Below are 13642 nucleotides of genomic sequence, written 5' to 3'. Positions count from 1 at the left end.
AAAATGATGAATACAGGAGCTAAAAAATCAAAAGGATCAAACCGGGCTAAAGTTCAGGCGTTCGGTGGCTTCCTGACCAATATGGTCCTTCCGAACATCGGCGCCTTTATTGCCTGGGGGATCCTGACAGCCTTATTTATTCCGACTGGCTGGTTTCCTAATGAAGAACTGGGAGCGATCGTCGGACCGGCTATCACTTACCTGCTCCCACTTCTGCTGGCTCATACTGGAGGGTATATGGTCGGAGGCAAGCGTGGGGCCGTCATGGGGACGATCGGTGCCATCGGTCTGATCGTAGGCTCTGAAATCCCTATGTTCCTGGGTGCCATGGTTATCGGACCTTTAGGCGGCTGGCTGATCAAGAAAACGGATGAAGTGATCGTCGACAGGATCCCTGCCGGATTCGAGATGGTCGTCAATAACTTTTCTATCGGTATCTTAGGTTTTCTACTGATGATGTTTTCATTCTTCGTCATCGGACCGATCATTGTCGTAGCCAATAACTTTGTAACTGCCGCAATCGAAGCACTTGTATCGACAGGCTTTTTACCGCTCTTATCACTGATAAATGAACCGGCAAAAGTTCTGTTTTTAAATAATGTTATCGATCAGGGTATTTATTATCCGTTAGGACTGCAGGAAACACTGGAAGCAGGAAAGTCGATTTACTTCACGGTCGCCTCTAACCCTGGACCTGGTCTGGGCCTGCTGCTGGCCTTCACATTTTTCGGTAAGAAAGTGGCAAGAAGAACGGCTCCCGGAGCCATCATCATTCACTTCTTCGGAGGCATTCATGAATTGTATTTCCCTTATGTACTAATGAAACCCATTACGATCTTGGGAATGATAGCCGGCGGTATGTCAGGGATCTTGACATTCCAGCTCTTCGGTGCAGGCCTTGTTGCCGGACCTAGTCCCGGTTCGATCTTTGCTTATCTGGCCTTGACGCCCCGCGGAAACTTTATCGGTATCATTGCAGGGGTTCTGGTTGCGACTGTTGTTTCATTCCTGGTCACCGCAGCCCTTCTGAAAGCGGACAAGAGCACAGAGACTGAAGATGATGAATTTGAAGCGTCTGTTGAACGTTCGAAAAAAATGAAGACTGAAGGTAAAGAACTCTATGGTGCAGGAACAGCAACAGCTACAGCAACGATCGACCAGCCTGTCAATAAGATCGCTTTTGCCTGCGACGCCGGACTGGGAAGCAGCGCTTTGGGAGCAACGACCTTCAAGAAGAGACTGAAAAAAGCAGATATGGACGAGATCGAGGTCAAAAATTACCGTATCGAAGATGTCCCTGAGGATTCGGACATTATTGTTGTACACAAGAACTTGGCCGAAAGAGCCCGCATGAAGCATCCGGATGCCAGGATCGTGACGATCGAAAACTATATCGAAGACTCGAATCTGCAGGACTTGCTGAAAGAATTAAAGAAGGGATGATTAGATGAAAACGAAAGCTGTGGCACTCTATGGTAAAAAAGACCTGAGAGTGAGAGAATTCGAGCTTCCTGAGATCGGAGAGGAAGAACTGCTGGTGAAAGTCATCAGCGACACGGCCTGTTTATCGACCTATAAGGCAACGATCCTTGGTGAGGATCACAAAAGGGTACCGGAAAATCTGGAGGAACACCCGATCATCGTCGGCCATGAATTTGGCGGCTACATCGAAAAAGTCGGAGAAAAACTTAAAGACCAGTTCAATGCAGGCGATAAATTCGTCCTTCAACCGGCAATGGGGCTGGACAGTGGCTACTCGGCCGGCTACAGCTATGAATTCTTCGGAGGCGATGCCACCTACTGCATCATTCCAAAAGTTGCGATAGACTTGGGTACGGTCCTGCCGTTCAAAGGGACGTACTTCGCCAATGGTTCGCTGGCCGAACCGATGTCCTGCATCATCGGGGCTTTCAATGCGAACTATCATACCAAACCCTACGTCTATGAACATGAGATGGGTGTGAAGCAAAATGGCCAGCTTGCTCTGCTGGGATGTGGCGGACCCATGGGGATCGGCGCTCTCGATTATGCCGTCAATGGCGGTCTTGGCGTCAGAAAGGTTGTCGCCACTGAAATGGATGAGCAGAGACTCGAACGTTTGAAAAAACTCGTACCGGTCAGTGCTGCAAAAGAAAAGGGTGTGGAACTGGTCTATGTCAATGCTGCAAAAGTGAAGGATCAGAAAGAGTATTTGATGGAACTGTCTGATGGGCAAGGCTATGACGATGTCATGGTGTTTGCTGCAGTTGAACCTCTGCTCGTCTTAGCTGACAGCATCCTTGGGATTGACGGATGTCTGAACTTTTTCGCGGGACCTACAGACAAGAACTTTACTGTGCCGGTCAATATGTACAATGTCCATTACGGATCAACACATTTCGTGGGGACGTCCGGCGGTTCGACAGATGACATGAAATTGTCCCTTAAACTGACTGAAGAAGGAAAAATCAATCCTTCCATGATGATCACCCATGTCGGCGGTTTGGAAGCAACGCCGGAAATGATCCTGGGAATGAAAGACTCCAGTGCAGGGAAGAATGCTATTTATCCGCATATTTCACTGGAACTGACTGCACTGGAAGACTTCGAGGAAAAAGGAAAAACCGATCCGAAGTTCATGGAGATCCACCGTCTGATCGAAAAACATGACGGCATATGGAATGAAGAAGCGGAAAGATATCTGCTGGAGAATTTCACTGGTCAGTAAATCATCAAGACAAAAAATCATCTTTTTTGTCCTGATAACTGGTAAAATAGAATAGTCGAGAAGCTGGTATCGCTAGTGTCCCTGAATGTTATAGGGGTATGCGGCGACCAGTTTTTCAGCTGGAAAAAAGACGCGAGATGCATAAGGGGAGGAGGAAGTGATGCTCACATTCAGAGAAATAGACATAATCGTGGATTTGCTGAAAAATCCATACAGGACCGTCGACTCGCTCGCCAGCAAGTTCGGTGTCAGCGAGCGGACGGTGAGGTATGACCTTGAAACGATCGGAGATGTCCTGCATGAACAAGGGCTAGTTGCTTCACCGTATGATTTTTCCGAACAGATCGATGAAACCACTAAAAAGGCGATCGGAGCATTTCTGGAGGACCTGTCCGTGGATGAGGTGCTGCTGCAGTCCAAAGAACGCTATCTGCTGATGAAGGCTACCTTCATTTTGATGGGCAAGCTCAATCTGACGCATTTCAGCAAAAAACTGGGGGTGACGCGTGTCACAGTCAAAAACGACTATGACCATCTGCTGAAAGAACTGCCGCAGTTGTACTTGGACTCTGTTTTGAAACACAAACAAGGCTTCGTCCTCATGGGTACTGAAAAAAATATACGAGATGCCCAGTGGAAGATACTGAACGGTATTTCTGAAGAAACGATCCACAACAAGCTTCTGTTTGGGAGCCTACTGGATCGCTATATGAACGACCTGGATGTCAAAGGTGTCAGTCAGTATCTTTCGGGCATTCAAGATAAACTGGGGTGTGTTTTTTCAGACGAGACGTACCGGACGATCCGCAATTATCTGATCGTCTGTCTGCTCAGAAATAAAAAAGGGGCAGTCAACGACACATCTGCTTCATTTGATTCATACGAACTGGAAGTCCTCAAGTCAGAGAAAAAAATTCTGGAAAATTACTATGGGGTCGGGATATCGGAAGGAGACTTGATCGAAACAGCCAAGCGCGTGATCAGCGGCAAGTACATCAAGCTGACGGATATGTCCTATCATTACTGGGTCGAGATGGACAAGTCCGTTTATCAGCTGATTCGTACATTCAGTGATCTTTACGGTGTGGATCTGACAAAGGACAAAGAGCTGTTCGAGGGTCTTTCCAATCATATCAAGCCTATTCTGTTCAATATAAGAAACAACATCGAAATCAGCCAGCCGGTCGATTATGATGTCCAGTCGGAGTACCCCGATGTTTACGACTGTACACTGAGAGCCTTGAAGCAGTCGGATCTACTGCCGACCGAGAGAAAAATCGATGAAGAGGTGGCGCTCATAACGATTCACTTCGCTGTAGCATTGAACAGAGGCATCCTGTCAGAAAAGAAGCCGAAGAACGTTCTCGTGGTATGCAGTCAGGGGATCGCCGTATCAAAGCTGTTGAAACAGCGTCTGGAGAGAGAGTTCAGTGTACGGGTCATCGACACGATCCCCCTGCATTATCTGAGTGGATTCCCGGATAAGCAGGCGGTCGACCTGGTGATCACCACTATCGATCTTCAGGAGGTAAAGACGGATCTCCCTGTGCTGAGAGTCAATACCATGCTGACCGATGAGGATATCAGGCTTCTTGAAAAAGCGGGCATTATGAAAACGACTAAGAAAATCGAATTATCTCAACTCGTCAGTACGATCGATTCAAATGTGGAAGTGGGAAACAACAAAGAGCTGATCAAGGCGTTGAAAGAAAAGTTCGGGAGTTTCATATTGGATGATCTGATTTCAGCAGAAAAAGAAAGCAGCAGCCAGCTGCCCAGGACGCATCTGCAGATAATAGACGAAGTGGAAAACTGGGAAGAGGCTGTCAGGGCAGCAACGGATCCTTTAGTGAAACACGACTATGTAGCGGAGAGTTATAGGGAGAAAGTCATCGAATCCTTTGAAAAATACGGCTATTATATGTTTGTGGGTAATGATGTAGCGATCCCGCATGCCCGGGCGAATGAGGATGTATACAAAACAGGGTTCAGTATACTGATCCTTAGGAAAAAGGTGGCCTATTCCAAAGATAATGATATCAAGGTACTGATCTCTTTTGCTTCTGCGGATAATCTGGAACACTTGGATACATTGGTCGATTTGATGGACCTGGTGAAATCAGAGGCCTTCATGCAGGCGCTGGACGAGGATCAGACGGAGGATGAACTTTATCAACTGATCTCGTCAGAAATCTAGTCGCGATGAACAAATAATTAAGCTCGTTCAGCAAAAACCTTGGACCAGGGAGATTGTACACTCTTTAGTTCAAGGTTTTTCAGTATGGTTGTACACTGAGGATGTTGGTGATATCCAGTGCCTCCCGATAAGTTGAAGATAGAGCTAAAAAGGTTATGTGACAGCAACGATTAATCAGTGGCAGGTCACCTTATCATACGCATGCTTTCTCCCTTTTTGCATACTTGTTGTTTGAGGGATTTATATAGGTTAACGGGGCTAAGACCTTTGTACACATTGAGATGGGTCCCGGTGCTTCAGCTGTCATAATGGAACCTGATTGGACCCCCTGAAAGGTTAGCAGGATGTGGGGTTGACGAGTTTTGGCTAAGTTTTATCCAGTCAAAGGTTTGGTTCTTTTGGGAAGTCATAAAAAAGTGTTTCTTCTACCCACCCAAAACAGTATTACGGTGGGGTGGGAAACAAAACGGGTCTCTTTTGTCCGCTCAAATTTTTTTACGCCTCGGGTGGTCATTAGAAAGCAGTTTTAGTGCTAACTCAGACTATAATTAAAACCGGGATAGACTAAAATCCTCTTTTTTTTGCCCACCCATCTGTAAAAATTTTCGAGTTGTCTCAACCAAAACGGTTTATATCTACTCATGAATAGACAGAGACCGAGATGGTCTATTATGACCCATACTCGCTTCAGGCGAGTATGCTCCGATCAGTCAAGAGCCGTTGATTTAGTGACCAAAAGGAAGAGGGCATATCAGCTGCCTGAACAGCCGATATGCCCTCTCTGATAAGTAAAACTATTTGCCTATTATTCTTATCCAGCTTCAGTTGATTAGAACTTTCTGGCTCACATATATAAAGGCAGGCGTCTGGGTTTCAAATCATGGTTACTTTTTCTGCTAAGCAATAAAAAAATTGAGATCGGTACATAGACGATGGTGCTGTCCTTTCAGTCTTTAAGATAGACCGTCATGCCTTTTTCAGTGTCTTCGACAAGGATATCACCGGAATGCCGGGAAAGCAGGACCACCCAGTAAAAGTCTCCTGCACAGGATGCCGCATGGATCGAAGCATAGAAAACAAAGAAGGACTCAGTGATAAGTCCAAGAACCAGCAGAACTATCAGACCGGCTGTTATGAAAACGAAGGGCGCCAGACAGATCATGATAAAACGGCTCTTGGGATAATAGGAATGCGGACTGGTGGCATAGGCCATACCGTTCTTGAATCCGAAGCTGACTTTTCCGTCCGGATCGAACACCTTGAAGAAAATACCGTGTATCAGTTCATGTACGACGATGAGTACAAAGTAGATCACGAAAAAGAGTGCAAGCGAGATCAGAAAGCCGGTCAGATCATCCATGCTGAAGCTATAGCCGAAATCACTGCTTCCCAAAAATACACGCGTGACGGAGGTGAACAGCACGATAAAGAAGAGGAACAACGGGATAACGGCCATGTTTATCCAGAAGATCAGTTTTTTGTCATCCATCAGGTTGTAGTCTTTAAGCAAGGTCATGACGAATTCCATCTTTCCATTATTATTTTGCTATCAAGCAATTAAGAATCCAGTATATTTAGTTTACCACAATGGGTTAAATACAGAAAAACCCCGGCACATAAAAATAATGAAATAAATTCAGTTAACGGAACTGGTTCAGGCAGGTATATCCGTCTGCGAAAAAGAAACAGTAATCTTTAGTTGAAATATCAGTTACTTATTAATCTGCAACATAAAAACGAGTACATGTTGGATGTGTATCCAATAGTACTCGTCTTCTTTTTTTAGCGTTTGGAAATAAAAAAACTAAAACAACAGTTGGTCTGGAAAGCATCTGTCTTATGGCCGGTGACCGACATCACTGTTATCGATATGGATATCTCCCTTAGTATCTTTATGGTATTCATCCGTCACTTGAGGGACAGAATGGTCAACCGATCCGCCGGTCCTACTGTTAGGGTCGGTCGTCGGGTCCCGGTCCACAGGTGAAGTCAGTTCAGCAAGAACCATGATCTGACCGTTTTGAAGGTTTTCTTTGTTATTGTATATACGCTCCTTCACGGAATCATCCAGTGACCGGTCGTCCGATCCACCGGAAAAAACCTCTTTGATTTTATCCATGACTGATTCGTCACCGTCACTGGAAAAATCGATCGTGTCGATGTTCAGCACCTGGACGCTGAGTTGCTGAGCGATCTCTTCTTTTTTTGAATCGTTCGTGATCAGTAAAATATCTTTTTCATCATATCCCTGAGTAAACAGGTCTCTGACTGCTTGAACCGCTTCTTCTTCAGTAGGGTAAACGCCTTCGGCAAATTTGCTCATGGACTATTCCTCCTTGTCTTTCTCTTCCTCGTTACAGTGTTCAGTATATAGACAGAGCGAATAATTTACAATTCATAGCGATTTCAAGTGATTCTGCTGCCAGGTGATATGAAAAAACTGCCCATTAAAAGCGGTCATAACAGAGTGAATGGTGTCTAGAGCGTTTCAGGTACAAGCGAGCTATGAACAGTGCTCAGTAACCAAAGGAAATGCCCTGATCGTCTTGAATGAGCTCCTGCGCGGCAATTCGGGCTGATAGTAAAACAATGGGTACGCCCGCGCCTGGATGTGTACTGCTGCCATTGAAATAGAGATTGTCACACTGTTTCGCTTTGCTTTGCGGCCGGAAGTGACTGCTTTGCAGTAGTGTGGGCATCAGACCAAACACGGCACCGTTGTAGGCATTGAATGTGGACTCAAAATCCAGGGGAGACATGTGCTTTTCTGCAACGATCTCTTCTTCAACTGTTTCAAAGCCTTTGATCGTTTTCAGCTTGTTCAATATTAATTTGCGGTAGTAATGGATGGTGTCCTCGTTCCACTCATACTTGGCAGTTTTAACATTAGAAACTGGCATCATAATATATAAGCCATCTTTCCCAGCCGGTGCCAACGAAGCATCCATTTTGGAGGCAATATAAACATAAAAGGAAGCTCGGCGTGGCTTAGAGCCACCGAAAATATGCTGCATGTTTTTTTCCAGGTCTTCATCAAAGACAAAGTGATGAATGTGCTCGACCGATTCGTATTTGCGGTTCATTCCCAGATAAAAGACTAGAGTCGAGCAGGAGTATTTCATCTTGTCGATTTTTTTATCCGTATATTTGCCTTTGGCCGGCTCATCTTTCACCAGCTGTTTCATTGCATAAGGGAAATCAGCGTTGCAGACCACATAGTCAGCGGCTTTCACTTCGTCAGCGATACGAACACCCATAGCTTTGCCATTTTCTATAACAATTTCATCCACACTTGTGTTGTAGTGGATATGACCGCCCAGCTCTTGAAATAAGCGGGCCATAGAGCGAGCCATGGTATACATTCCCCCCTTAATAAACCAGACCCCGTATAGAAATTGAGTCATAGGGATCGTCGTGTAAAAGGAGGGGCTTTTGAACGGGGATATGCCAATGTATAAAGTCTGAAAGCTGAGCATCTGTTTCAAACGCTCATCTTTAATATACCGTCCGATAAACTGATCAGCATTGATCCCTGATTTTGCTTCTCGGCCTTCTTTGAGTAAAGTCAGATTATAAAAGTCTGTCTGTTTTCGGAAAGGCCGCCTTATAATATTGTTCCAGGAAAAAGAGTAACTTTTGTACGCATCATTTAGATACCTGAAAAAACCAGCAGTGTCCGATTCACTGAATGATTCCAGTGTCTTTGTCCACTTGACCATATCACTGGAGACATCGACAGGTTCTTTTGGGTTATCGCTAAAGTATACCCGATACATGGGGTCAAGTTTTTCCATAGGGATGTAGTCATCCGGATCACGTCCGCAGTATTCAAAAATTTCGCGATAAACCTGAGGCATCATGACCAGGCTGGGCCCTAAGTCAAAACGGTAGCCATCCATCTCAATCTGATTCATTTTACCCCCAGGCGTTGGATGTTTTTCATAGAGTTCCACATCATAACCTTTGTACTGCAGGCGAATAGCACTGGCTAACCCAGCGGCTCCCGCACCAATAACAATCACTTTTTTCTTCACAGGTAAAGTCCCCCTTTTGCACGTTTAAAGCGAGACAATGGTCTCACAGAAATGCGTTGAATCATTATTTTTTGGTGATGTCTTTCTTGCTTTTTGAGTCTTTGGGGGAAAGGATGGCAAGAATGCGTCCCCGATTATAGCGTTGAACAATAATAAATGGAAAATTGAACACAAGGGCATAAGCAATCATGAGACATCCCGCCCAAAATGGGTTCCACAGGAAAAACAATGGAGCGGGAAGAATGGATAACCAGTGTGTCAGTTCAGCCCGCCTCGTTTCAGCCGCAAAAAGCATCAAGTCGTCACGCTTATTTCCATGCAGCTTTTTTTTGCCGTAGCCGATCCGGAAAACAGAAGCGCCGTCGACCAGAACATTTTTCCATTTCTTGACCCGAAAAAGTTTTTGCCAGATGTTACCTGACTGTTCCCATGCATAGAGTCTGAATCCGTCACTTTTCAAAAAATAAGATTGAGGAATCATTAGACAAAGTATCGAGATAGCGAGATGAAAGAACAGCCATGCAGCAATATTTGTCATCCACAGATTAGAAATCATAAAATCCCACATGTTTACACCTGTCTTTCCCGCTCGTTTTTACTTGTCAGTATTTTTGGATACTTGAGCCCTGCGTTACTTTTAAGTATTAGAGTCATCTCGGGCAACGATTTTGTCTCTGACTTGCTGACCGCTTAATGTAACCATGGGCATGCCGCCGCCCGGGTTGACCGTTCCCCCTACAAAGTACAGATTGTCGTAGCGGTCACTATGCTTAGGCATTTTGAATCCCTGATTCAATTTGCGGTCCGATAATGTTCCGTAAATGGCTCCGCGATCGGACCAGTACACGTCTTTTATGTCTTCTGGTGTCCAGATATCTTGCGTCACAATGTTTTGACGGAGATCAGTTAAACCCATATTTTCCAGTTTGATCAGCACACGCTCAGCGAAGTTGTCATAGTCCTTTTTCGTGAAAGGATCATCCTGAATATGAGGGATATGCGGTAATATTTTCAGATTCTCATGGCCGGCGGGTGCTTGACTGGGATCCGTTTTATTTACATTGACCAAGTAAATAACAGGATCGTCAGGCAGTTCGTTTTTATGGAAAATTTTATCCATTTGACGCTTTGGGTCTTTTGCAAAAAAGAAATTATGATGGCGCAGTTGCGGATATGTTTTTTTAACACCCAGGTGCATGACTAAGCCCGAACAGGCTGGCTTGAATTTTTTCTTTAATTTTTTAATATACCGGTCCTCTTCTTCTAATAGATGCTCATAGGTGGGAATGACTTCCATATTAGAAATATAATAATCGGCCGTCAAAGCAGTTCCATCTTCTAAATAGGCACCTGTTACTTTGCCGTTCTCTTTGCTGAGACGTGTAATGGGTTGGCCGGTATGAATAGTGACGCCAATTTCTTCTGCAAGTCTGACCATCGCTTTACCTAGAAGGTGCATGCCACTGGGAACATACCACGCGCCTTGATCTTTTTGCATATAGATCAGCATGTTGAGCAGTGCCGGAGCGTCGTAGGGGGATGACCCCACATACTTGCTGTAGTAAGAAAGCATATCTCTAAAATGATCATTGCTTATCCGTTTATCGATCCCCTGATGAACAGTGTGCAGTAAATCGAAGTTTTTATATACGCTGATCAGACCATGCAGCTTACCGATTTCCCTTTTATTATCGATACCTTTGTCAAAATAGCCTTTTTCTACTGTTTCATAAATGTTTTTGGAATAAGCCAGCAGTTCATTAAACTCCTCCATGTCTTTTTTATCAAGTAAAGGATTTTTTTCTTCCATGTCTTTCAAGTTTTCATACAAGTCGATAACATCACCGTCAGGGAAAAAAGTCCGCCATTGGTGATTCAGCTTTTCAATGGCAACGTAATCGCTCATTTTTTTACCGCTGTCTGTGAACAGTTTTTCGAATACTTTAGGCATCGTTAAAATCGAAGGGCCAAGGTCAAACCCAAAGCCGTCTTGTTCCAGACGATTGAGTTTACCGCCGATGTGATCATTTTTCTCGTGAAGCGACACACTGTATCCTTTTTGAGCTAAAGAAATGGCAGCAGAGAGACCTCCGAGTCCTCCGCCAATAACGAGCACTGTTTTTTGTTTTTCCAATGACGTTCAACACCTTTCAATATGTTTGATGTGCAGCTGGCACAATTTTCAGGAACAGCAGAATCGAATATATAAGTAATAGGAGTATTAAGTGGCAAAAATGCGAGGGAAAAAGTGTAATCGGTTTCCCTTTAATTGTAACAGTCTTTGCTATTCATACCCAATGAAATGTGTTTTTGAGTTCCATCCACTGCAAGGGTGAACCTTACCTGATCATGTTTGACTCTTTAAAAGAGACTATGCTATAGTCGGGGTGTTAAATTCGTGAAATTAACTATATTTTTTTACATAATGGTATACGATTTAAAGGTGCTGCGGCTTGTTTATGGTTAATAATTTTTCATTATTTTGTTTCGTTTGCTTGCGATCAATGAGGCACATAGGCATTGAGCTTCTGTCGTCTTTCTTGTACTGTGGATAGTGAACCCGCTTACTAATTTAGTCGTTTTAAATGGCTGTAAAATAAAAAAAAGAGTTCTCGTCTGACTGTTCTTTTCTCTGATAAGTGAACGGGCAACGTGACTTTTGACCAATATAATATGGGGAGGAGATATAATGCTGAAAAATGTAGGAGGAAGATTTTGGCTCTCCCCTGGAACTATTGCTGGACATAGAATTAGATGAGTCGATGATCGATGACATACCTAAAGCAGAGCAAGCTGATACGGTGGTTTACACAATAAATGATTCAGAGCATTAGGAATCTGTATCTGTCGTGCAGGTATGCTCCTATAATTGGTAAAGATGAGAGTTAGAATTCACGTAGAAGGAGAATGAGAGCAATGGAAACAGGAGAACTGATCAAGTCATTAAGGAAAGAACGTCAGCTGACGCAGGAGGAACTGGCTGGCACTATCACCACACGAACCACACTATCCAGTATTGAAAACCGCAATCAGACACTATCGTTTGATTTGCTGGTAAAACTGCTGGACAGACTAAATGTCCGGATGGAGGAATTCCTATTCCTGCTGGAAGAAGGGAAATCCTCGAAAAAGCAGGCAATGTATTTAGAAGTATATACGGACTATTACTCAAAAGGAACGTTGTCTGAAGAGGTTGAAAGTAGAATCTTAGTAGAATATGAAAAAACACATGACTTCTATTACCTTGCTCTTCATACACAAATGCTGGGAATTGAACGGAGAAATAAAGGAAACCTGTCTCCTGAAAGAGAAAAACAGCTTAATAACAATGTACATAAGATAAAAGACCATCTCAATAAAGTGACGCATTGGAACCACATGGAACTGGCTTTATTCATGAACTGTTTATTCCTCTTTGATACCGAATATATTCAAATGGCGTATAAAAGAACAGTAAAGAAACTGGTTTTCAGAAAAAAATTAAGACTGTACCAGGATGACATTGTTCTGTTTCTGCTCAATTGCATTGATCTCTTCCTTGAAAGAGATGAGGATGAACTGGTTGGTTATTTTCTGCAAGAACTGGATCAGCATCTTGTTAGAAAGAATCAACTCTACGAGAAAACACTCACTCATTTTTACCAGGTCATTTTAGATATCCGCCAAGGAAAACCGCAGGAAATCGAGAGAATAATAAAGATATTAAACTATCTGGAATTTATAGGAGAAACAAAGCAAGTGGAAGATTTGAAAAAAGATGTGGAAAAGTATGCGGGTGTTGTCTTGTGAGAAATAATTAAGAAAAAAAATAGTTGAATATTAAAGACAGAATAGAATGAAAAGAGTTTTGACGCAAAGCTTTACATTCTGTTCTTTTTTTATTTATCGTCGGTATACTCGAGGTGTATTGACTAATACTTTGAGAGGAGAGAAAGAATGATACCATACGGCTGGGAAATCGTACCAGAACTATTATCTATTGTAATTGGAGTAACTGCATTACTGTTTAAATTGATGCTATAAACAAACTAGGAGGAGTTTATAATGAAAAAAGTAATTTCTGTATTAATAACTTTAGGATGTATGTTCAGTATAATTATATCAGGATCTGAAAACGTATTGGCTGATGAAGGAACATTAAAAGAACCAATTAATTTAATGAAAACTGGAGATTTTGGTGATTATACAGTTACAGATATTTCTCAATTGGAATATATACAAAAGGTTGCTGAAAATGAAAATATAACATTCAAGGAAGCTCAAGAAAGAGTAATACCATCATCACAATCTAATCAAAGTGTAATGATGACAAGTACTGCAGGTTCTACTATATACAGGAACGTAAGCTGGACCCAAGCATATTCTCGAAACAGTAATTATAAAGCAGAGCTAAGTGCCACTTTTTTAATCAGAGGTTATGGATCTTTTAGACAAATTGATGATTATACACAAGGTTCTGATTCAGCAGCTGGCTCGAGTCAAGCAACCTGGAGAGAGTCTCATTATTATCCTAAAGCTTCTTTACCTCAAACAAAAGTCACTGTAGGAGTAACAGGTAAATTTGTTCTAAAGCGGAATGTTGGGGGAGGAGTGACGGTATCTATTCCAGGTTTCTCAAGCAGTGTAAATACAAGTGGCACAGTGACTTACACATCTAGTAATATGACTATTCAAAAAACATATTCATTGTATTAAGGAGTAACT

10 protein-coding genes are annotated in these 13642 nt (G+C 43.1%); 5 read left to right on the top strand and 5 right to left on the bottom strand.

Features of this window, described 5'->3' with window-relative positions:
* Positions 1-6 precede the first annotated feature (6 nt).
* From BM049_RS02825 to BM049_RS02815, 3 genes are all read left to right on the top strand, one after another.
* Positions 7-1443: a PTS mannitol transporter subunit IIBC gene (locus BM049_RS02825; RefSeq protein WP_218147197.1), complete on the top strand. Its 1437-nt coding sequence runs from the start codon at positions 7-9 to the stop codon at positions 1441-1443.
* A gap of 4 nt (positions 1444-1447) precedes the next feature.
* Complete coding sequence (locus tag BM049_RS02820; RefSeq protein ID WP_091528511.1) at positions 1448-2707, top strand: zinc-binding dehydrogenase; 1260 nt, start codon at positions 1448-1450, stop codon at positions 2705-2707.
* Between the two features lie 160 nt (positions 2708-2867).
* Positions 2868-4904, top strand: a complete 2037-nt coding sequence (locus tag BM049_RS02815; protein ID WP_091528510.1) for a BglG family transcription antiterminator — start codon at positions 2868-2870, stop codon at positions 4902-4904.
* A gap of 946 nt (positions 4905-5850) precedes the next feature.
* Here BM049_RS02815 and BM049_RS02810 read toward each other — a convergent pair.
* The 5 genes from BM049_RS02810 to BM049_RS02790 form a co-directional block, all read right to left on the bottom strand.
* Entirely contained in the window at positions 5851-6420 is a 570-nt protein-coding gene (locus BM049_RS02810) for a DUF3267 domain-containing protein (protein ID WP_091528725.1), read from the bottom strand.
* A gap of 321 nt (positions 6421-6741) precedes the next feature.
* On the bottom strand, positions 6742-7227 hold the full coding sequence (locus BM049_RS02805; protein WP_091528508.1) for a general stress protein: 486 nt from the start codon (positions 7225-7227) through the stop codon (positions 6742-6744).
* Between the two features lie 193 nt (positions 7228-7420).
* Entirely contained in the window at positions 7421-8938 is a 1518-nt protein-coding gene (locus tag BM049_RS02800; protein WP_091528507.1) for a phytoene desaturase family protein, read from the bottom strand.
* 64 nt (positions 8939-9002) lie between these two features.
* On the bottom strand, positions 9003-9494 hold the full coding sequence (locus BM049_RS02795; protein WP_091528723.1) for a glycosyl-4,4'-diaponeurosporenoate acyltransferase CrtO family protein: 492 nt from the start codon (positions 9492-9494) through the stop codon (positions 9003-9005).
* Between the two features lie 81 nt (positions 9495-9575).
* The gene (locus BM049_RS02790) at positions 9576-11072 is read right to left on the bottom strand and encodes a phytoene desaturase family protein (protein ID WP_091528505.1); all 1497 of its coding nucleotides are present in this window, start codon (positions 11070-11072) and stop codon (positions 9576-9578) included.
* 782 nt (positions 11073-11854) lie between these two features.
* On the opposite strand from BM049_RS02790, the gene BM049_RS02785 reads away from it, so the two are divergent.
* Both BM049_RS02785 and BM049_RS02780 read left to right on the top strand, forming a co-directional pair.
* Complete coding sequence (locus BM049_RS02785) at positions 11855-12727, top strand: helix-turn-helix domain-containing protein (RefSeq protein ID WP_177188572.1); 873 nt, start codon at positions 11855-11857, stop codon at positions 12725-12727.
* A 255-nt stretch (positions 12728-12982) separates the two neighbouring features.
* Positions 12983-13633: a hypothetical protein gene (locus BM049_RS02780; RefSeq protein WP_091528502.1), complete on the top strand. Its 651-nt coding sequence runs from the start codon at positions 12983-12985 to the stop codon at positions 13631-13633.
* Positions 13634-13642: the final 9 nt, after the last annotated feature.

Origin of the sequence: Alkalibacterium subtropicum, assembly GCF_900112455.1 — a bacterium.
GTDB lineage: Bacteria > Bacillota > Bacilli > Lactobacillales > Carnobacteriaceae_A > Alkalibacterium > Alkalibacterium subtropicum.
Note: the sequence above shows the minus strand (reverse complement) of the source record. Positions and strands in the feature narration are given on the sequence as shown.